Origin of the sequence: Micromonospora sp. CA-244673, from assembly GCF_050948395.1 — a bacterium.
Classification (GTDB): domain Bacteria; phylum Actinomycetota; class Actinomycetes; order Mycobacteriales; family Micromonosporaceae; genus Micromonospora.
The window spans coordinates 1,442,401-1,462,855 of the sequence record NZ_CP192019.1; the positions used below are offsets into that span (position 1 = coordinate 1,442,401).

General features: G+C 73.2%; 16 protein-coding genes and 1 pseudogene. 8 read left to right on the forward strand and 9 right to left on the reverse strand.

Annotated elements, in window-relative coordinates; genetic code table 11:
• Positions 1-236 precede the first annotated feature (236 nt).
• Complete coding sequence (locus ACQP12_RS06970; protein WP_433285973.1) at positions 237-2,456, forward strand: MMPL family transporter; 2,220 nt, start codon at positions 237-239, stop codon at positions 2,454-2,456.
• A 174-nt stretch (positions 2,457-2,630) separates the two neighbouring features.
• A complete protein-coding gene (locus tag ACQP12_RS06975) occupies positions 2,631-4,136 on the forward strand; it encodes an MFS transporter (RefSeq protein ID WP_433285975.1) in 1,506 nt (501 codons plus the stop codon).
• 173 nt (positions 4,137-4,309) lie between these two features.
• On the opposite strand, the gene ACQP12_RS06980 is transcribed toward ACQP12_RS06975, so the two are convergent.
• Together ACQP12_RS06980 and ACQP12_RS06985 are read right to left on the reverse strand one after the other, a co-directional pair.
• Positions 4,310-4,891: a hypothetical protein gene (locus ACQP12_RS06980; RefSeq protein WP_433285977.1), complete on the reverse strand. Its 582-nt coding sequence runs from the start codon at positions 4,889-4,891 to the stop codon at positions 4,310-4,312.
• A gap of 83 nt (positions 4,892-4,974) precedes the next feature.
• The gene (locus ACQP12_RS06985) at positions 4,975-5,190 is read right to left on the reverse strand and encodes a helix-turn-helix transcriptional regulator (protein WP_433285979.1); all 216 of its coding nucleotides are present in this window, start codon (positions 5,188-5,190) and stop codon (positions 4,975-4,977) included.
• 107 nt (positions 5,191-5,297) lie between these two features.
• Between ACQP12_RS06985 and ACQP12_RS06990 the strand changes: the two are divergent.
• Positions 5,298-5,516 (forward strand): annotated as a pseudogene (locus tag ACQP12_RS06990) (hypothetical protein).
• A 177-nt stretch (positions 5,517-5,693) separates the two neighbouring features.
• On the opposite strand, the gene ACQP12_RS06995 reads toward ACQP12_RS06990, so the two are convergent.
• Both ACQP12_RS06995 and ACQP12_RS07000 read right to left on the reverse strand, forming a co-directional pair.
• Complete coding sequence (locus ACQP12_RS06995) at positions 5,694-6,587, reverse strand: endo alpha-1,4 polygalactosaminidase (RefSeq protein WP_433285981.1); 894 nt, start codon at positions 6,585-6,587, stop codon at positions 5,694-5,696.
• A 122-nt stretch (positions 6,588-6,709) separates the two neighbouring features.
• Complete coding sequence (locus ACQP12_RS07000) at positions 6,710-8,062, reverse strand: CAP domain-containing protein (protein WP_433285983.1); 1,353 nt, start codon at positions 8,060-8,062, stop codon at positions 6,710-6,712.
• A 373-nt stretch (positions 8,063-8,435) separates the two neighbouring features.
• Here ACQP12_RS07000 and ACQP12_RS07005 point away from each other — a divergent pair, with 373 nt between their 5' ends.
• The 3 genes from ACQP12_RS07005 to ACQP12_RS07015 all read left to right on the forward strand — a co-directional run bounded on the left by ACQP12_RS07005 (position 8,436) and on the right by ACQP12_RS07015 (position 13,149).
• Positions 8,436-8,630, forward strand: coding sequence for a hypothetical protein (locus ACQP12_RS07005; RefSeq protein WP_007456482.1), 195 nt, complete (start codon positions 8,436-8,438; stop codon positions 8,628-8,630).
• 302 nt (positions 8,631-8,932) lie between these two features.
• The gene (smc, locus tag ACQP12_RS07010; RefSeq protein WP_433285985.1) at positions 8,933-12,532 is read left to right on the forward strand and encodes a chromosome segregation protein SMC; all 3,600 of its coding nucleotides are present in this window, start codon (positions 8,933-8,935) and stop codon (positions 12,530-12,532) included.
• Positions 12,529-13,149 (forward strand): HAD family hydrolase, encoded by a 621-nt coding sequence (locus tag ACQP12_RS07015; protein ID WP_433285987.1) that lies wholly within the window; start codon positions 12,529-12,531, stop codon positions 13,147-13,149. Before smc ends, ACQP12_RS07015 begins: the two co-directional genes overlap by 4 nt.
• Positions 13,150-13,218: 69 nt before the next feature.
• Here ACQP12_RS07015 and ACQP12_RS07020 read toward each other — a convergent pair whose 3' ends face one another.
• From ACQP12_RS07020 to ACQP12_RS07040, 5 genes are all read right to left on the reverse strand, one after another.
• A complete protein-coding gene (locus ACQP12_RS07020) occupies positions 13,219-13,755 on the reverse strand; it encodes a DinB family protein (RefSeq protein WP_433285989.1) in 537 nt (178 codons plus the stop codon).
• A 42-nt stretch (positions 13,756-13,797) separates the two neighbouring features.
• Complete coding sequence (locus ACQP12_RS07025) at positions 13,798-14,286, reverse strand: universal stress protein (RefSeq protein ID WP_357937414.1); 489 nt, start codon at positions 14,284-14,286, stop codon at positions 13,798-13,800.
• 4 nt (positions 14,287-14,290) lie between these two features.
• The gene (locus ACQP12_RS07030) at positions 14,291-15,910 is read right to left on the reverse strand and encodes an MDR family MFS transporter (RefSeq protein WP_433285991.1); all 1,620 of its coding nucleotides are present in this window, start codon (positions 15,908-15,910) and stop codon (positions 14,291-14,293) included.
• A gap of 114 nt (positions 15,911-16,024) precedes the next feature.
• The gene (locus tag ACQP12_RS07035) at positions 16,025-16,450 is read right to left on the reverse strand and encodes a MarR family winged helix-turn-helix transcriptional regulator (protein ID WP_262281429.1); all 426 of its coding nucleotides are present in this window, start codon (positions 16,448-16,450) and stop codon (positions 16,025-16,027) included.
• Positions 16,451-16,463: 13 nt separating this feature from the next.
• The gene (locus tag ACQP12_RS07040; RefSeq protein WP_433285994.1) at positions 16,464-18,176 is read right to left on the reverse strand and encodes an alkaline phosphatase D family protein; all 1,713 of its coding nucleotides are present in this window, start codon (positions 18,174-18,176) and stop codon (positions 16,464-16,466) included.
• Between the two features lie 146 nt (positions 18,177-18,322).
• On the opposite strand from ACQP12_RS07040, the gene ftsY reads away from it, so the two are divergent.
• Positions 18,323-19,516 carry a signal recognition particle-docking protein FtsY gene (ftsY, locus tag ACQP12_RS07045; RefSeq protein WP_433285996.1) on the forward strand — a complete coding sequence of 398 codons (1,194 nt, stop codon included), beginning with the start codon at positions 18,323-18,325 and terminating at the stop codon, positions 19,514-19,516.
• Positions 19,517-19,523: 7 nt separating this feature from the next.
• A complete protein-coding gene (locus ACQP12_RS07050) occupies positions 19,524-20,387 on the forward strand; it encodes an aminoglycoside phosphotransferase family protein (RefSeq protein ID WP_357937405.1) in 864 nt (287 codons plus the stop codon).
• Positions 20,388-20,455 lie beyond the last annotated feature (68 nt).

Sequence of the window (20,455 nt, forward strand, 5' to 3'; positions counted from 1 at the left end):
CCCCGAGCCGGCTCGGGGTTGTGCCCGTGTGCCTCGCCGGTCGCGGCCCGGCGCGTCCCCCGGTCGTACCCTGAAAGTCCCCTTCTGTCCGGTTGGCCGACCCGGTTCGGGCCGCCCGGCCGGAGCCTGGCGGATGGGGGACGAGCGGGGGCCGTTCCCCGATGTCCCGGGCGCGGCCCGCTCCCTAGCGTCAGCAGAGGTCGGCACAGGGCCGACGTCTGGAGGGGGTCCCAGGTATGGGCAGGCGACCGGTGACCGTGCGGTTGGCACGGTGGAGTGCGGAGCACCCGTGGCGAGCCATCGCGCTCTGGGTGGTGTTCGTGGCGGTGTGCTTCGTGGGCGGTAACGCCGCCGGCCTGAACGAGGCGACCGACGACGACCAGGCGATCGGCGAGTTCGGGCGGGCCCAGCTGATCGTCGACAGTGGCGGCTTCCACGAGCCGGCCACCGAGAACGTGCTGATCACGCCCCGCTCGGGCACGCTCGACCCGGCCGCCGCGACGGCCGCCGCCGAGGACGCCGCGGCCCGGCTCCGGCAGGTCGACGGGGTGACCGCGGTGGGCGCGCCCATGCCGTCCCGGGACGGCAACGCGATGCTCGTGCCGATCACCATGTCCGGTGACCCGGAGACCGCCTCGGACCGCGTGCAGCCGCTGCGCGACACCACCGCGAAGGTCCAGGAGTCGCACCCGGACCTGCGGGTCGAGCAGGTCGGCGGCCCGTCGATCGGCCAGGCGCTCGACGACACCCTCGGCAAGGACTTCAAGCGGGCCGAGCTGCTCAGCCTGCCGGTCACCCTGGCCATCCTGATCATCGCGTTCGGGGCGCTCATCGCGGCCGGCGTGCCGGTGCTGCTCGCGCTCTCCTCGGTGGCCGCGGCCATGGGACTCTCCACCCTCGCCTCGCACCTGGTGCCGGCCACCGACACGACGGCCAGCGTCATCCTGCTGATCGGCATGGCGGTCGGCGTGGACTACTCGCTGTTCTACGTCCGGCGGGAACGCGAGGAACGGGCCAAGGGGCGCTCCGGGCTCGACGCCGTGGAGATCGCGGCGGAGACCTCCGGGCACGCCGTGGTGGTCTCCGGCACCGCCGTGATCATCTCGATGGCCGGGCTGCTGCTCGCCCAGGACGCCATCTTCTCGTCGCTCGCCGTCGGCTCGATCCTGGTGGTCGCGGTCGCGGTGATCGGCTCGCTGACCGTGCTCCCGGCGCTCCTGGCGCGGCTCGGCCGCTGGGTCGACCGGCCCCGGGTGCCGCTGCTGTGGCGGCTCACCGCCCCGCGCGTCGGGCGGCACGGCCAGCCGGCCCGGCCCCGGTTCTGGCCGGCCGTGCTCAAGCCGGCGCTGCGCGCGCCAATGGCCACCCTGGTCGTCTCGGTCGGGCTGCTCCTCGCCCTGGCTGCCCCGGCGCTGGGCATGAAGCTGAAGTTCCCCGGCATGGAGGACGTGCCCCGCACCACGGCGGCCATGCAGGCGTACGACCGGCTCACCGCGGCCTTCCCGAGCAACGGCACCAGCCACACCGTGGCGGTGCGGGCGCCGGCCGAACAGGCCGACCGGGTGCAGGCCGCGCTCACCGGGCTGGCCGGCCGGGCCGCCACCGACCCGCTCTTCGCGCCGGCCGAGGGGGACGGCCCGAAGATCAAGGTGTCGGCTGACCGGCGGGTGTCGGTGCTGGAGGTGGCCACGCCGTACGCCAGCCGCACCGACGAGGCGTCCCGCTCCCTGCACGAGCTGCGCCAGGACCTCGTCCCGGCCGCGCTGAAGGGCATCCCCGGCGTCGAGTACGCGGTCGGTGGCGGCGTGGCGGCCAGCGAGGACTACGCGGACCACATCTGGGCGAAGCTGCCCCTGGTGGCCGCCTTCGTCCTGGCGCTGACCTTCCTGGTGATGGCCTGGACCTTCCGCTCGGTGGTGGTGGCGCTCACCTCGATCCTGCTGAACCTGCTCTCCGCCGGGGCCGCGTACGGCCTGCTGGTGCTGGTCTTCCAGGGCGACTGGGCGGAGGGGCTGCTCGGCTTCACCTCGATGGACGCGATCGTCACCTGGCTGCCGATGTTCCTGTTCGTGGTGCTGTTCGGGCTCTCCATGGACTACCACGTCTTCGTGGTCAGCCGGATCCGGGAGGGCATCCGCCAGGGGATGTCGAACAAGGACGCCGTGGCGTACGGCATCACCTCGTCGGCGGGGGTGGTGACCAGCGCGGCGATCGTCATGGTCGGGGTGTTCTCGATCTTCGCGACGCTGAGCACCATCGACTTCAAGCAGCTCGGCATCGGGCTGGCCGCGGCGATCCTGCTGGACGCCACGATCATCCGGGCGGTGGTGCTGCCGTCGCTGATGACCCTGCTGGGCGACGCGAACTGGTGGGCGCCGCGGTTCCTGCGTGGCCGGGCGGCGACCCCGCCGGCCGAGCCGCCCGCGCCCGCACCGGAGCTGGTCGGCGCGCGCTGAGCTCGGGGGGACGGGGGAGGGCGGGCCGATCGGGTCCGCCCTTCGCCCTGTGACGGAGGTGTCACGGCAGGATTAACGGCCGCGGCGGCGGGGCATGTGGGCCGCCATGGACGAACAGCTCACGCCGGGGGCCCATCGTCGCGCCCCGGCCACCGCAGCCCCCGGGAGCGCGTCATGAGCACCGACGTGCGGACCGGCACCGTACGGACCAACGTCCCGGCCCGCCTGGACCGGCTGCCGTGGTCCCGCTGGCACTGGATGATCGTGATCGGCCTCGGCACGGTGTGGATCCTCGACGGCCTCGAGGTGACCATCGTCGGCAACCTGTCCGGCAAGCTGGCCGAGCCGGGCAGCGGCCTGAGCATCACCCAGAGCCAGGTCACCGGCCTGGCCGCCGCGCTCTACGTGGCCGGCGCCTGCACCGGCGCGCTGTTCTTCGGCTGGCTCACCGACCGGTTCGGGCGCAAGAAGCTGTTCCTGCTGACCCTCGGGCTCTACCTGGTCGCCACCGCGCTGACCGCGCTCTCCTTCGACACCTGGTGGTTCTTCCTGTTCCGGTTCCTCACCGGCATGGGCATCGGCGGCGAGTACGCGGCCATCAACTCGGCGATCGACGAGCTGATCCCGGCGCGGCACCGCGGCCGGATCGACATCATCATCAACGGCACCTTCTGGCTCGGCGCGGCGCTCGGCGCGCTGCTGACCGTGCCGCTGCTCAACGGCCTGCCCACCAACCTCGGCTGGCGGGTGGCGTTCGGGCTGGGCGCGGTGCTCGGCGTGGTGATCCTTCTGGTCCGGCGGCACGTCCCGGAGAGCCCGCGGTGGTTGTTCATCCACGGCCGGGCCGACGAGGCGAACCATCTCGTCGACTCGGTCGAGGCCGAGGTGAAGCGGGAGACCGGCAAGGACCTCACCGAGGCGGACAACTGGATCGAGGTCAAGCAGCGGAAGAGCACCAACTTCCTGGAGATCGCCAGGACCCTTTTCGCCCGCTACCCGAAGCGCGCCACCCTCGGCTTCTCGCTCTTCATCGGGCAGGCGTTCCTCTACAACGCGATCACCTTCGGCTTCGCCCAGATCCTGCAGACCTTCTTCGACGTCCCGCCGGGCAACAGCGGCTACTACTTCGCGGTGATCGCGGTCGGCAACCTGCTCGGCCCGCTGCTGCTGGGCAGGCTCTTCGACACCGTCGGCCGGGTGCCGATGATCGCCGGCTCGTACATCGGCTCGGGCGTGCTGCTGCTCGGCACCGCCTGGCTGTTCCACTCGGGCGTGCTGAACGCGGTCACCATGACCGCCTGCTGGTGCGTGGTGCTCTTCTTCGCCTCGGCCGGCGCCAGCGCCGCGTACCTGACGGTCAGCGAGATCTTCCCCATGGAGACCCGGGCCATGGCCATCGCGTTCTTCTACGCGATCGGCACCGCCGCCGGCGGCATCACCGGCCCGCTGCTCTTCGCCAAGCTGGTCGGCACCGGCAAGGTCGGCGACACGGTGGTCGCCTTCGTCGTCGGCGCCGCCGTCATGATCATCGGTGGCCTGGTGGAGCTGACCCTCGGCGTCAAGGCCGAGGGGAAGTCCCTGGAGGAACTGGCCACCCCGCTCAGCGCCGAGCACGCCGGCGTCCCGTCGCAGCGCGGCGCCGGGACCCCCGCCCCCGTCACCGGTGGCGCGCCTGGCTGACGACCGCCGCTCCCCCCGGCACCGCCCCCGCCCGTCCAGGGCCGGGGGCGGTGCCGCTTCCCAGGGGTACGCACGTCGCGCGGTACACCGGCTCCCGGTGTCATGTACCCGCGCGACGAACAGCCGCTGGGTGCGGAGCGCGACCACTCTCCCGAGGACAGGCCTCCGTCACCTCACACGTAGTCACGCCAGAGAGGCACCGTCACCCTGGGCTCTCGGAACTCCTGATCGATGTAGTGGGCGAGGTCGTTGCCGTACACGATTGTGTCGGTCAGTCGGTGGATGGAGAGCACGGGATGCCCGGAGGAGCCGCGGCCGGCCGGCAGGTAGCGGTGGCCGTACACGGGAACCATCCGGGGAACGTCGGCGAGAAGCCGCTTCGCCTTGGCCATGCGCCGGGCGAGGTCGTGAGGGCGACGGCTCCACCCGGGCGGCCACTCGCCGTGCTGGATCTCGTCCAGCGCGGTGGCGAGCGGCCAGTCGACCTGCTCGTGCAGGGTGGAGGAGGAGTCGAGCTGGCGCCAGTTCGGCCAGCCCCAACTTGCCTTGTCCGGGTGGTCGTCCTGGCCGGGCGTCCAGACTGGCAGCCCGGCCGCGAGGAAAGCGCGGTGGTCGTCGGCGAACTCGAAGCCGAACCGTCGTTCGATGGTGGCGAACTCGGCGTCGGTGAGCCCTGGCTGGATGTCCACCAGGCCCAGGTGCGCCAACCGGCGAGCAGCCTCGATACCCAGCGCGACATCGGCGTCATTCGTCACTGCCGAAGGGTAGCGACCCGCCTCCCGGACGCGTGCGGATGGCGGCGCGCGGGAGCAGCACGCCGAAGGTCTGGCGGCGCTTCTCAGGCCGGTGTGTCGTCCTCGGTGGGGCGCGGCTGGCGGTACTCCTTGATCCAGCGCTCGACGTCGTCGGCCAGCCAGACCTTCATGCCGCGCAGTTCCTGGTACGGCTTCGGGAAGGTGGGATACCTGGCGAGCTGTTGGAACCGCTGCCGCGACACGCCCAGGCGCTGGGCGATCTCGTAGGGCCCCATGAGCTGCCCCGGCCCTCGGTCCATGGCATGAACGTAGATAGATGGCTGCTAGTCTACTGGATATTGCCAGTTGACTAACCGGTCGGCTGACCGGCATCGTGGTCGTATGCCGCGAAAGACCTGCACGGTCCATGACTGATCACGGACCCGTTCAGCCACTCTGGACTTGCGCGAGGTGCAGCCTGCCCTGGCCCTGTCCCACGCGCCGTCGACAACTGCTTGCCGAGTAGGAAGGCAGCCGGGTGTCCCTTTCCCTCTACATGGCCGCGCACCTGGTATCCGCCACGCAGGACATGAGCTGGGCTCCGGCTGGCCCGCTCCATCGCCGCTTCCTCGGGTGGTTGCCGTGAGCGTGCTCAGGCCGGGCGACGAGAAGTTCCACTACTCCGACAACTCGCATCGGTGGATACCGCCGGATCTCGACTTTCCTCAGGAGGTGTGGGACGAAATGGTCCGGCAGCACAAGGAGAGGCACCTGCGACCACCGCAGCGGCCACGCCTTGCACGTCGTTCGATCTGACCGATGCCTACGGCAGCGCGCAGGGTTGGCGCCAGGCGTCGAGTTTGCGGTCCTTGAGGATGGAGGAGAAGCCGTAGCCGACCGTGGTGACGCAGAAGTCGGCCGGGTCGCCGGTGTATTCCACGTGGAAGACCGGCTTGTCCGCGTCGGTGAACGGCAGCAGCTTGTCGCACCCGCCGCGGCGGACGCACTCCTGGTTGACCGCGAAGTCGAAGTCGGGGGCGAGCGCCGCCACCTGCGGCAGGTCGTCGACCAGCCCGGGGGAGAGGTCCAGCCGCCGGGCCAGTTCGGCCAGCCGGCGGTTGAACAGCAACTGGTCGTCGAAGCTGAGCGGGAAGCCGGGGCGGTGCAGGTAGCCGTCGGCGTCGTCGAGCGCCACCGCGCCGAAGCCCTTGCCCCGGCAGAGCCGGAAGCGGTCGGCCAGCACCGGCTCCAGCGAGTCCCACCGGCGTACGTCCAGCCACCGGCTGCCCGGCCGGCCGGACACGGCCGCCCCGCGTACCGCCGCCGGGAAGCGGCTGGCGTCCGGGTCGCCGGTCGCGTACGTGCCGACCCGGACCTGGCACACCAGGCGGCGGTGGCGGGCGCGCAGCGCGCCGGTCTCGTCGGAGGTGGTCCGCACCGGGTCGAGCAGGAAGACGTCGGCGTCGACGGTCACGTCCACCGGGCCGGTGAGCTGCCACTGCCACTGCCAGTCCCGGGCGTGCGCCGACGGCCACGGGGTGGGCGTCCCGGGCGGGACGATCGGCTCCCGGCAGGCCGCCGCCGGGGCGAGCAGCAGCAGCGTCAGCACGACCGCGACGCCCCGGCGCGGCCCGCGTCGGCGGACGCGGACCGGCCGGGGCGGCACGGCCCACGCCGGCCGGATCCGCATCGACAGCTCCCGGGTCGCGGGCGGCACCCCGCCCCCTGCCGGTACGTCTCCGGCGGCCCCGGTGCGCCGGCCGCGGGGCCGGCACGGCTCAGGCGTCCCCGGCGTACCTCACCCGGTCAACGAGCGCGGGCCCGGTCACGACGCGCCGCTCAGCGCGGGGTGCCGAAGTCCTGCGTCCAGTACGGCCCGTTGCTCCGCGCCACGCCCACGCCGATCTCCGTGAACGAGCAGTTCAGGATGTTGGCCCGGTGTCCCGGGGAGTTCATCCAGGCGTCCATCACCGCGGCCGCGCTCTGCTGGTTCCAGGCGACGTTCTCGCCGTACGACCGCCAGGCGTAGCCGACCCGGTCGAGCCGGTCGCCCACGTCGCTGCCGTCGCTGCCGTCGTGCGACATCTTCTTGTGGTCGGCCTGGTCCTGGCTGTGCCGCTGGGCGGCGAGCGTCAGCTTGTCGTCGACGGTCAGCGCCTTGCAGCCGGCCTTGGCCCGCTCCTGGTTGACTAGGTCGACGACCTGTCGCAGCTCCGCGGTGAGCCCCTTGGCCGAGGCCGTCGTGGCGCCCGTGCTGCTCGGCGCGGCGCTCCGCGGCAGCTGCCGGGACGGGGCGGTGGTCCGGCTCGGCTTCGGGGTCGGCTTCTTCGTCGGGGTCGGCCGGGCGCTGGTCGGCGCGGCGCTCGGGCTCGTCGACTCCGGCGCGAGCGCGTCGCCCGGGTCCACGTCGGTGTCCCCGGGCGCGAGCGGGGCGGCGGCCACCGGGGCGTCGGCCGCGGTCCGCTCGGTCGGCTGGTCACCACCGGGCAGCACCAGGGCGCCCACGCCGAGGCTCACCACGAGGGTCGCCGCGGCGGCCGCCCCGCCGATCAGGAGGGGGCGCGGCAGGCGGCGCCGCTGCCGGTGCCGGCCGGTGTCCTCGTCCGAGGCGTCGGTGACCGGCTGCCAGGCGCCCGTCGACCGCTCGTCGGCGGCCTGCTGCCAGGCGCCCGTCGACCGCTCGTCGGCGGCCGGCTGCCAGGCGCCCGTCGACCGCTCGTCGGCGGCCGGCTGCCACGCGGCGGCGGGCCGCTCGTCCACGGTCGGCTGCCACGCGGTGGGCTGCTCGTCGGGGTGCCAGCCGGCGGCCCGCTCGTACGGGGACATCGGTGCGCCCGGGTGGGCCGCCGGGCCGTACGCCGGTGACTCGGCGGCCGGGGCGTACCCGGTCCGGTCGGCGTCGGCGTACCGCCCGGCGTCGGCCCACCCGTGCGTCCCGGCGCCGGCCGCGGGGAGGTGGCCGGTGCGCTCGGGCGTGGGGTCGTCCCGCCACGGCGTGGCCGGGGCGTCGGCCTGCCAGGCGCCGGTGGGCGCCTCGGTGCGGTCCGGGCCGGGCTGCCCCGGCTCGTCACCGAAGAGGTAGGACGACCGCGGCTCGGGCCGGTCCGTGAGCCAGGCCGGCCCTTCGTCGGTCGGTGGCTCGGGGCGTCGGGGAACGCCATCCGGTTCGATCGGGTCGGTCCAGCGGTACACGCCTGTCCCCTTCACGGGTCGGTTGCGGGCCGCAGTGACGCTACGGGCGCGGCGCGAGCTGCGGCAACGTGGCTAAGAAAGAGTTAAGGGGAACCCGACAGCAAGGGTGAGGCGTTCACACATTCCCGGGCGTACAGTAAAGGCGTCCGGACAGAGCGTGTCCGCGCCTTGTGGCAACCCCCCGACAAGTGGACCGGTGGACGTGGAGATGATCTACGGCCTGCGGGAACTTGACGAAGGAGGGGGGTTCGGCTCAATATATAGGTGTCGCCAGTCGCGCCCAGCCATGCCCGGATTTCGCGGGGATGGCAGCCGCGAACATCATGGGCGCGCGTTGGCCGGCCTTTCCGGCAGCGCATATCAAGGAGTCAGCATGGCGAAGGCCCTCTACGGCCACGTAGGTGCAGCGCCCGACCGGCGTCTGCTCGACGAGGTCACCCGACTGCGTGCCAGGGTTCAGGCACTGGAGTTCGAGATCACGCGTCTGCGCGCCGACAACGATCGGCTTGCGGCGGCTGCGGCGGAGGCAGACGACCTCCTCCGACTGGCCGAGCCCGCGCTGACCTGATCTCCGGTCGTCGGAAAACTGAATCGCACCACACAGAAAACGCGCGCCGACACCCAGTGCCGGCGCGCAGCTTTTTGTTTCCGGGACCCCATTCCGCGATCTTGAGGAGCGATCCCGGAATTGCGTCCCGCAATTATGATCTTGCACTTTTCCGTGGCGTACGCCACACCGCCGGAATCCGGACACCTCCGGCACCGGGTGGGTCGCGTACCAGGCACTCCCGGGCGGCGGGTTAGTCTGCGGGTTCGCCAGGTCCGCGCAGCCGGCGACGGTACGGCGGCCACCGGACGAGGATCGAGAAGGTGCATCTCAAGAGCCTGACGGTGAAGGGCTTCAAGTCCTTCGCCTCCGCCACGACGCTGAAGCTGGAGCCCGGGATCACCTGCGTGGTCGGCCCGAACGGCTCCGGCAAGTCCAACGTCGTCGACGCCATCGCCTGGGTCCTCGGCGAGCAGGGCGCCAAGGCGCTGCGCGGCGGCAAGATGGAGGACGTCATCTTCGCCGGCACCGCCGGGCGGGCGCCGCTGGGCCGGGCCGAGGTCACCCTCACCATCGACAACACCGACGGCGCGCTGCCGATCGAGTACACCGAGGTCTCCATCACCCGCCGGATGTTCCGCTCCGGCGAGAGCGAGTACGAGATCAACGGCGACTCCTGCCGGCTGCTGGACATCCAGGAGCTGCTCTCGGACTCCGGCATCGGCCGGGAGATGCACATCATCGTCGGGCAGGGCCGGCTCGACGGCATGCTGCACGCCAAGCCGGAGGACCGGCGGGCGTTCATCGAGGAGGCGGCCGGCGTCCTCAAGCACCGCAAGCGCAAGGAGAAGGCGCTGCGGAAGCTCGACGCGATGCAGACCAACCTCAACCGGCTCACCGACCTCACCGCCGAGCTGCGCCGCCAGCTCAAGCCGCTGGGCCGGCAGGCCGAGGTGGCCCGCCGGGCCGCCGCCATCCAGGCCAACCTGCGCGACGCCCGGCTGCGGCTGCTCGCCGACGACCTGCACACCCTGCGCACCACACTGGACCGGGAGATCGCCGACGAGATCGCGCTGCGCGAGCGGCGCGAGCAGATTGAGGGCGAGCACGGTGAGGTGCAGGCCCGCCTCGGCGAGCTGGAGGCGGCGCTGGCCGAGGACGCGCCGCTGCTCGCCGCGGCCCAGGACACCTGGTACAAGCTCTCCGCGCTCCAGGAGCGGTTCCGCTCCATCGAGCAGCTCGCCCGGGAACGGCTGCGGCACCTCAGCGCCACCGGGGACGACGAGCGTCCCGGCCGCGACCCGGACCAGCTGGAGGCCGAGTCCCGGCGGGTCCGCGAGCAGGAGGAGGAGCTGCGGGCGGCGCTCACCGACGACCAGATCCGGCTCGCCGAGGCGGTCGAGCACCGGCAGGAGCTAGAGCGGCAACTCGCCGGCGCCGAGCGGGAACTGGTCGCCGCCGCCAAGGCCATCGCCGACCGGCGGGAGGGTCTGGCCCGGCTGACCGGCCAGGTCAACTCCGCCCGGGCCCGGACCACCAGCGCCGGCGAGGAGATCGAACGGCTCGCCGCGGCCCACACCGACGCCCTGACCCGCGCCGAGAAGGCCCAGGGCGAACTCGACGCGGTCGCCGAGCAGTCCACCGAGGCCGACCGGGACAACGCGGACCTGGACGCCCGGCACGCCGAGGCGGTCGCCGTGCAGGAGCAGGCCCAGGCCGCCGTGCGCAGCCTCGCCGACGCCGAGCGGGCCGCCGAGAAGGACGCGGCGACCTGGAAGGCCCGCGAGGAGGCGCTCGCCCTCGGCCTGCGCCGCAAGGACGGCGCCGGCGCCCTGCTGGCCCGCGCCGACCAGGTGCCCGGCCTGCTCGGCAGCCTCGCCGGGCTGCTCACCGTCGCCCCGGGCAACGAGGCGGCGCTCGCCGCGGCGCTCGGCGGGCTCGCCGACGCGGTCGCGGTCAGCGGCGTGGACGAGGCCGTCGAGGCCATGCGACTGCTCAAGATCTCCGACGCCGGCCGGGCCGGCCTGCTGGTCGGCAGCCCCGCCGGCCCGGGCATGGCCGGCTCCGCCGACGCGCTGCGCCCGAAGCTGCCCGACGGCGCCCGCTGGGCCCCCGACCTGGTGGAGTGCGCCGCCGAGATCCGTCCGGCGGTGCACCGGGCGCTGCGCGACGTGGTGCTGGTCGACGACCTCGCCGCCGCCGCCGAGCTGGTCGCCGGCAACCCGGAGCTGCGCGCGGTCACCCCCGACGGCGACGTGGTCGGGGCGTACGCGGCGGCCGGCGGGTCGGCCAAGGCGCCCAGCTACATCGAGGTGCAGGCGGCCGTCGAGGAGGCCCGGACCAACCGGGCCGCCGCCGAGCGGACCAGCGCCGAACTGCGCGAGCAACTGGTCGAGGCGCGCGCCGAGGTGGCCGCCGCCAAGGAGGCCGTGCAGCACGCCGCGGCCGCCAAGCGGGAGGCGGAGAGCCACCGCAACGCCGCCGCCCGCCGCCTCGCCGAGCTGGGCGCGGCCGCCCGGTCGGCCAAGGCGGAGACCGACCGGCTCGGCGAGTCCCGGGCCCGGGCCGAGGCTGCCCGCGAACGCGACCTGGCGGCCCTCGCCGAGCTGGAGGAACGGCTCCGGCTGGCCGAGGCCACCCCGCTCGACGCCGAACCGTCCACCGAGGAACGCGACCAGCTCGCCGCCATGGTGCCGCAGGCCCGGCAGAACGAGATGGAGGTACGGCTCGCCGTGCGTACCGCCGAGGAGCGGGTCTCCTCGATCGCCGGCCGGGCCGACTCGCTCGCCCGGCAGGCGACCGCCGAACGGGCCGCGCGGGAGCGCGCGGCCGCCCGGCGCGCGGCCCGCACCCGCGGCGCGGAGATCGCCCGGGCCGTGGTCGGCGGCGCCCGGGAGGCGCTCACCCGGCTCACCGTCTCGATCGCCCGGGCCGAGGAGCACCGCGACGAGGTCGCCCGCGAGCGCGCCGCCCGCGAGGCCGAGCTGTCCGAGGTACGCGGCGCGGCCAAGCGGCTCGGCGCCGAGCTGGAGCGGCTCACCAGCCAGGTGCACCGGGACGAGGTGGCCCGCGCCGAGCAGCGGCTGCGCATCGAGCAACTGGAGGCGAAGGCGGCCGAGGACTTCGGCCTCGACGTGGCCACCCTGGTCGCCGAGTACGGCCCCGACCAGCTCGTCCCGCCCACCGACGCGGACGTCGCGGCGGCGGAGAAGGAGGGCACACCGGTGCCCGAGCCGGTCCGCTACGAGCGGCCGGTGCAGGAGAAGCGGGCCGCCAAGGCCGAGCGGGAGCTGGCCCTGCTCGGCAAGGTCAACCCCCTCGCTCTGGAGGAGTTCGCGGCGCTGGAGGAGCGCTTCAAGTTCCTCTCCGAGCAGCTGGAGGACCTCAAGGCCACCCGCCGGGACCTGCTCACCGTGGTCAAGGACGTCGACGACCGGATCCTGGAGGTCTTCGCCAGCGCGTTCGAGGACACGGCGCGGGAGTTCGAGCAGGTGTTCACCGTGCTCTTCCCCGGCGGCGAGGGCCGGCTGGTGCTCACCGACCCGGAGGACCTGCTCACCACCGGCGTCGAGGTCGAGGCCCGGCCGCCCGGCAAGAAGATCAAGCGGCTCTCGCTGCTGTCCGGCGGCGAGCGCTCGCTGACCGCGGTGGCCATGCTTGTGGCGATCTTCCGCGCCCGGCCCAGTCCGTTCTACATCATGGACGAGGTGGAGGCGGCCCTCGACGACGTCAACCTGGGCCGCCTGATCACGCTGCTGGCCCAGCTCCGCGAGAAGAGCCAGCTCATCGTGATCACCCACCAGAAGCGCACCATGGAGATCGCCGACGCGCTCTACGGCGTGACCATGCGCAGCGGGGTCACCCAGGTGATCAGCCAGCGGCTCAACCGGGCCGACGACGAGGGGCAGGGGAACAGCGAGTGAGTCGGGAACGCGCCACGGCGCTCCTGGTGGATTTCGACGGCGTGCTGCGCCGCTGGGACCCGGCGGTGGCCACCCGGGTCGAGCGGGAGTACGGGCTGACCGAGGGCGTCCTCGGCGAGATCGCCATGTCCTGGGGGCTGCTCCAGCCGGTGCTCACCGGCAAGGTGAGCCACGCCGAGTGGATGACCAGCGTGGCCGACGCGCTCACCCCCGCGGTCGGCGACCCGGGCCGGGCCCGTGCCGCGGTGGACGCGTGGCAGAGCTACCGGGGCGAGGTCGACCCCGAGGTGCTCGCCCTCATCCGCGAGGTCCGGGCGGCCGGTGTGCGGGTCGGGCTGGGCACCAACGCCACCGACGCGCTCGACGCCGACCTGGCCGCGCTGGACCTCACCGACGAGCTGGACGTCGTGGTCAACTCCTCGGTGGTCGGGGTGCACAAGCCGGCGAAGGAATACTTCCAGGCGGCCTGCGAGGCGCTGGGGACGCCGCCGGCCCGGGTGCTGTTCGTCGACGACGAGGCCCGCGCGGTGGCCGGGGCCCGGGTCGCCGGGCTCTCCGCGCACCGCTGGGGCGGCCACGCCGACCTGCGCTACATCCGGGCGGCGCTGGCGTACTGAGCCGGCCGGCTCGCCGGGGTGGCGGGTTCCGGTCGGCCGGGACACCGCCACCGCACCGGCCGGGGAGGGTCAGTCGCCCGTGACGCCGTCGATGCGTTCGCGGATCAGGTCGGCGTGGCCGTTGTGCCGGGCGTACTCCTCGATCATGTGCACGTAGACCCAGCGGACGCTGATCGTCCGGGTCTCGGCGCTCCCGTCACGCCGGGTGCGCTGGAAGGTCTGGTCCAGCGACAGGCCGGCGGCGGCCTTCCGGGCCGCCGCGACCTCCGCGCGGAAGGTGGCGAAGGTCTCCGCCGGGTCGGCGTCGGCGACGGCGTTCAAATCCGCGTCCGGGTCCTCGTCGCCGTCGTAGAGGCCGGGGATGTCCTCCCCGGCGGCGCGGATCCGGAACCACCAGCGCTCCACGTCGGCCATGTGGCGGACGAGCCCGAGCAGGGTCAGGGTGGACGGCTCGACGCTCGCCGTCCGGAGCTGCTCGGCGGTCAGGCCGGCGCACTTGTACAGCAGGGTGTCGCGGTGGTAGTCGAGCCAGCCTTCCAGCATGGTCCGCTCGTCAGCGACGTAGGGCTCGTGGCTGCGGTCGATCTCGGGTGCTCTCCAGGTCATCCGGTCATCCTGCGGCCCGGGTACGACGGCCGCGACCGGATTTCAGGGCACCACCACGACCGGCCAGCGGCCGGTGCGGACCAGCCGGGTGGCGACCGAGCCGACCAGCTTGTGGCCGGCCTGCTCGGACGACCCGACCACGACCAGGTCGGCGCGGTGCTCGTCGGCCGCCTTGGACAGCTCGGCGTACGCGTCGCCGCGCCGGCACAGGAAGGTCACCGGCAGGCCCAGTTCCTCCGCGCCGCGCCGGCACTCCTCGCGCAGCTCGGCGGCCAGCTCGTCCTGGGTCTGCTGGACCGCCCCGGCCACCACGCCGGACATGATCGCGGTGTACGGGGACGGCGAGCTGACGAAGACCACCACCAGCCCGGCGCCCTGCCGGCGGGCCAGCCCGGCCGCGTACGAGGCGGCGCGCAGCGAGGTGCGGCTGCCGTCGACGCCGACCAGCACCACCCGGGGCCCGTCCGTGCCGCGCTCGAACGGCAGCGGCCGGGCCTCCGGGCCGTACCTCTCACGCTCGGAGGCGGTCATCGGGTCAGCTCCGCCCGCCCGTGCGTACCACCGGGGCGCCGGCGCCGGCCGCGACGGTCGACTCCCGCTCGACCTCGGTGGAGATCGCGTCGCTGTTGGTGCGCCGCAGCGGCACCTCCTTGATGAACACCACCGCGATCAGCGCGATCAGCCCGAACGGGGCGGCGGCCAGGAAGATGTCCCCGGCGCCGTGCCCGTACGCGGCCTCGACGACCGCGCGGATCGGTGCGGGCAGGGTGTGCACATTCGGCAGGGTACCGCCGCTGCCGGAGCTGGACGCCGGGATGCCGAGCCCCGCGAGTCCCTCGGCGAGGTAGTCCTTGACCTTGTGGCCGAGGATCGCGCCGAGCGCGCTCACGCCGACGGCGCCGCCCAGGCTGCGGAAGAAGGCCACCACCGAGCTGGCCGCGCCGAGCTCGTGCGGGCCGACGGTGTTCTGCACGGCGAGGACCAGGTTCTGCATGGTCATGCCCAGGCCGAGGCCGATCAGCGCCATGAAGACGGCCAGCCGCCAGTACGGGGTGTCCGCCCGCATGGTGCCCATCAGCGCGAACCCGGCGGTGAGCAGCACCGAGCCGGTGACCAGGTAGCGCTTCCAGCGGCCGGTGTTGGTGATGATGCGGCCGACCACGGTGGAGGCGATGAGCAGGCCGAGGATCATCGGCAGCGTCATGAGGCCGGACATGGTCGGGCTCTCGCCGCGGCTGATCTGGAAGTACTGGCCGAGGAAGACGGAGGCGCCGAACATGCCCACGCCGACCGCGATGCTGGCGATTACGGCGAGGGTGATGGTGCGGTTGCGGAACAGGCGCGGCGGGATCATCGGCTCGGCGGCCCGGTTCTCCACCCGGAGGGCGAGCGCGCCGAGCAGCACGGCGCCGGCCACCATGACGGCGCTCTGCCAGGACATCCAGTCGTACTTGTCGCCGGCCAGGGTGACCCAGATCAGCAGCAGCGAGACGGCCGCGGTGATCAGGGTGGCGCCCCACCAGTCGATCTTCGCCTCCCGCTTGACCACCGGCAGGTGCAGGGTCTTCTGGAGCACGACGAGGGCGAGGGCGGCGAACGGCACGCCCACGTAGAAGCACCAGCGCCAGCCGAGCCAGTCGGTGTCGACGATGACGCCGCCGATCAGCGGGCCGCCGATGGTGCCCACGGCCATCACGGCGCCGAGGTAGCCGCTGTACCGGCCGCGCTCACGCGGGGTGATCATCGTTGCCATGATCACCTGGGCCAGGGCGGTGAGACCGCCCGCGCCGACGCCCTGGAGCACCCGGCAGGCGATGAGCTGGCCGGTGGACTGGGAGAGGCCGGCCAGCACCGAGCCCAGCACGAAGATCGTGAGGGCGAGCTGCACCAGGATTTTCTTGCTGGTCAGGTCGGCGAGCTTGCCCCAGATCGGGGTGGTCGCCGTGGTCGCCAGCAGGGTCGAGGTGACCACCCAGGTGTACGCGGACTGGCCGCCGTGCAGCTCGGTGATGATCCGCGGCAGCGCGTTCGAGACGACCGTGGAGGAGAGGATCGCGACGAACATGCCCAGCAGCAGGCCGGAGAGAGCCTCCAGGATCTGCCGGTGGGACATGTCGACGGCGGTCGCCCGGGTGGGCACTGTCGCCTGCGTCATCGTGGATTGCCTCCGGAGAAAGACGGGGGAAAGAGTTGCTTCGGGCAACCGTATGGCTTGGTTGCCTCAAGCAACAACCGCACGTGGCGCAGGTCTTATTCCAGGCGGATCCGGTCAGAAGGTCTCGTTGAACCGGTGCATGAGCCGGGCGAAGTCCTCGACGTCCTGAATCGGCCAGGATTCCAGCGATCGCCGGATCTGTCCGAGTCGCGCCGCCCGCGCCGCGTCGAACCGGCGGGTGCCCTCCTCGGTGAGGCTGAGCTGGGCGGCCCGCCGGTCGGTCGGGTCCGGGTCACGGCGGACCAGCCCCAGCGCCTCCAGGCCGCCGATCTGCCGGCTCAGCGTGCCCTTGCCGATGCCCAGCTTCACAGCCAGGTCGGTGAGCCGGATCGAGCCGGACCGGCGCAACCAGAGCAGCAGCCCGTAGGCGTTCGGCTCCAGGTTGGGATGGACCTCGCGGGCGATCTCCCAGGACAGCGCGCGCCCACGCCGCAGCAGTGCGGTCAGTTCGTGCTCCACGGCGCGCAGGCTCTCGTCCACGCTGAGAGGGTACTCACACCTCGTCGCTGAGCCGCTGCCGTGCCACCGTGCGCAGGTGCCCGTCGCTGGTGGTGCCCTCGATCGTCACCTCGGCCGCCCGGCCCCGGTGCGTCAGCGTGGCCACCGCGTTGCCGAAGTAGGGTCCGGCCAGCTTCTTCCAGCGCACCGGCGGGCGCCGCACCCCGGCCGAGCGGGCCAGGGCGCGGGCCGCGCCGGCCGGCCCCGGATTCCAGCCGAGCCGCATGAGCGGACGCATCCCGGCGGGCACCTGGTTGTGGATGGGCGAGCAGGTGAGCTGGTGCACCGGGGTGCGCACGCTCCGGTCGGCGAACCGGGCCCGGGCCACGTACGAGTGGTGCACGTCCCCGGAGAGCACGCTGATCGAGGCCGGCCGCGAGTACGCCGGGCCGGCGCCGACCCGCGCCCCCTCGCGCGGCGCCGTGCCGCTGCCCAACCGGGCGAACAGCTCGCCGAGCGCCTCGAAGGAACGCCGGAACGAGGCCCAGTGCTCCAGGTCCAGGGCCCGGCGCAACTGCTCGCCGAGCTTCGCCGCCCACGGCCGGCGGGAGTCGGCGAGCGCCTCGTTCCACGCCTCGACGTGGTGGATGCCGGGCGGAAGCAGCCAGGGCAGGGAGGCGCCGACCACCAGGTGGTCGTAGACGCCGTGCGCCCGGTCGAGGAACCAGGACCACTCACCCGGCGGCAGCATGGCCCGGTTGCCGGAGTCGAGCACGCGGCTGGAGCGGTTGTCCAGCATGACGAGGCGGGTCCGTCCCAGGTCCAGCGCGTAGCTCCACTGGTACTGCACGGCCCGCCAGCGCTCGGTGTCGTGCGCCACGTCGGCCTCCTGGTCGACCCGCTCGCCGAACTCGTGCAGCACGCCCGTGGCGTCCTCGGCGGCGGTCACCTTCGCGTAGACCGGGTCGGCGGCGATCTCGTCCGGGGACAGATTGCCCAGGTGCTGGTAGACCCAGTAGGAGGCCAGGCCGCTGCGGATGCGCTCCGCCCACCAGGGCTGCGCGCGCATGTCCGCCCGCCAGGACGCCGAGGTGTTCCAGTCGTCGATGATCTCGTGGTCGTCGAAGATCATCACGCTCGGCACGGTGGAGAGCAGCCAGCGGATTTCCGGGTCGCGCCAGGACTCCAGGTAGAGCTTCGTGTACTCGTCGAAGCTGACCACCTGGGTGGCCGGGGCGCCCTTCGGCCGGCGCCGCCGCCGCTTGAGCAGCCGGCGCACGGTCGGCGAGGTCTCGTCCGCGTAGACCTGGTCGCCGAGGAGCACCAGCAGGTCGGGCAGGGCGTCCGGGTCGGGGGCGGCGATCAGCCGCCGGGCGTACGCGTCCAGCGCGTCCGGCGGCAGCTTGCGGGCGGTGGCGTGCTGGGTGGTCTCCCGGCACGAGCCGAAGATCAGGGTCACCGGCTGGTCCCGGTCGTCCGCCGCCCGGGTCCGGATCATGCTGGCCGGGAACCCGCTGTCCGGCACCGGCCAGGCCACCTCGTCGTCGATGAGCACCTCGTAGGTGGTGCTGCTCTCCGGCGTCAGCCCCGACACCACCACGATGGCGTAGTGGTGGTCGTACGCCGAGAAGGTGGGCGCGCTGCCGGAGGCGCCGCCGGCCGTGCGGACGGTGACCACCGCGGGGGCGCTGGTCTCCACCCAGACGGTGGCCCGCGTGCCGACGACCCGACGCAGCAGCGGGCCGATGAGCAGACGGGGACCGGTCACGGCGCACCTCCGACGAAGATCATTAGCCCTTTCCTACCCGGCCGGCGGTTGCGGCACGCCTTCCAGCCGCGAGCGTACCCGCAGCTCGTTCACGTGCCGAGGCGGTGAGTGGGACGCCGTCGCCGGCATCTGACAGGATTTCGGGCATGAAGGAATACCTCCTCGTCGCACTCGCCCTGCTCGGCGTGCTGATCCTCGGCGGCCTCAGCCTCGTGGTGCCCCGGCTGCGCCGGCGCCCCGAGCCGCCGCTGCCGGAGACGGAGGTCGACACCCGGGCCGAGGAGGACCTGGCCGGGCCGCCGGTCGAAGCGGCGGAGTCGGACCTGCGCACCGGCGTGCTGGTCGAACCGCCGCCCGTGGTCGAGGCGCCGCCGCTGCCCACCATCGAGGTCCCCGAGCCCACCGCCGGCCGGCTGGTCCGGCTGCGCTCCCGGCTGTCCCGCTCGCAGAACGTCTTCGGCAAGGGCCTGCTCGGCCTGCTCAGCCGGGACCGCCTCGACGAGGACACCTGGGAGGAGATCGAGGACAGCCTGATCACCGCCGACGTCGGCATCGACTCCACCCGCGAGATCGTCGACCGGCTCCGCGAGCGGACCCGGGTGCTCGGCACCCGGTCGGTCGACGAGCTGCGCACCCTGCTCGCCGCCGAGCTGGTCAACGCGCTCGACCCGACGCTCGACCGGTCGCTGAAGACCGCCTCCACGGAGGGCGTCCCGGCGGTGCTGCTGGTGGTCGGGGTCAACGGCGCCGGCAAGACCACCACCTGCGGCAAGATCGCCCGGGTGCTCATCGCGGACGGCCGGACCGTGCTGCTCGGCGCGGCCGACACCTTCCGGGCCGCCGCCGCCGACCAGCTGGAGACCTGGGGCGGCCGGGTGGGCGCCGAGACCGTCCGCGGCCCCGAGGCCGCCGACCCGGCCAGCGTGGCCTTCGACGCGGTCAAGCGGGGCATCGACACGAAGGTCGACACGGTGCTGGTGGACACCGCCGGCCGGCTGCAGAACAAGGTCGGCCTCATGGACGAGCTGGGCAAGGTCAAGCGGGTCGTGGAGAAGCACGGCCCGATCGACGAGACCCTGCTGGTGCTCGACGCCACCACCGGCCAGAACGGCCTGGAGCAGGCCCGCGTCTTCACCGAGGTGGTCAACGTGACCGGCGTGGTGCTGACCAAGCTCGACGGGACCGCCAAGGGGGGCATCGTGATCGCCGTGCAGCGCAAGCTGGGCATTCCGGTCAAGCTGGTCGGCCTCGGCGAGGGTCCCGACGACCTGGCCCCGTTCGATCCGGCGCAGTTCGTCGACGCGCTGCTCGGGACCGAGCCGCTCGCCCGGGACGCGTAGCCTCGACGTGACGACTGACGATCGCGCCTACGCGGGGTGGCGCGACCCCAGCCACCCGTCGCCACGCCTCGGGAGACCGTACGTGACTTCGCAGGAGATCCCGCTCCACGGCGGGAACGTGAGCACCGTGGTCCGGGTGGGCGACACCGTCCGGCGCAACGCCGGCCCGTGGACCCCCTCGGTCCACGCCCTGCTGCGCCATCTGGAGTACGTCGGCTTCACCGGCGCGCCCCGCGCCCTCGGCATGGACGAGCGCAACCGGGAGGTCCTGTCGTACCTGGAGGGGGAGTGCGGGGAGTACCCCCTCGCGCCGCACTGGGTCACCGACGAGGCCCTGGTCACCGTGGCGACCATGCTGCGGATGTTCCACGACGCCCAGTACGGGTTCACCCCGCCGCCGGGCGCGGTCTGGCGCTCGTTCGGCCCGCCCCCGCCGGACACCGAGGTGATCTGCCACCACGACGCCGCCCCGCACAACGTGATCTGGCGCCCCGACGGCACCCTCGGGCTGATCGACTTCGACCTGGCCTCGCCCGGCGCCCGGATCTACGACGTGGCGTACGCGGCCTGGACCTGGGTGCCGATCTTCTCCGACCGGGACTCGATCACCCTCGGCTGGAAGCACCCGGACCGGCCGCGCCGGCTGCGCCTCTTCGCCGACGCGTACGGGCTGATCCCGCGGGACCGGCACCGGCTCATCCGGACCCTCCGCAAGCGGATCGTCGACCACGTCGAGGGCATCCGGCGGATGGCCGCGGCCGGCGAGCCGGCGTTCGTCCGGATCGTGCACAAGGGCCACCTGCGCCGCCCGATGCGCGACCTGCGGCTGCTCGACTACGAGCGGCACGCCCTGGAGTACGCGCTCCGCTGACCCCGCGCGCACCGGAGGTGGTCCCCCGCGGGGTTTTCCCCAGGCATGATCGTCGTTCTTCACACGCC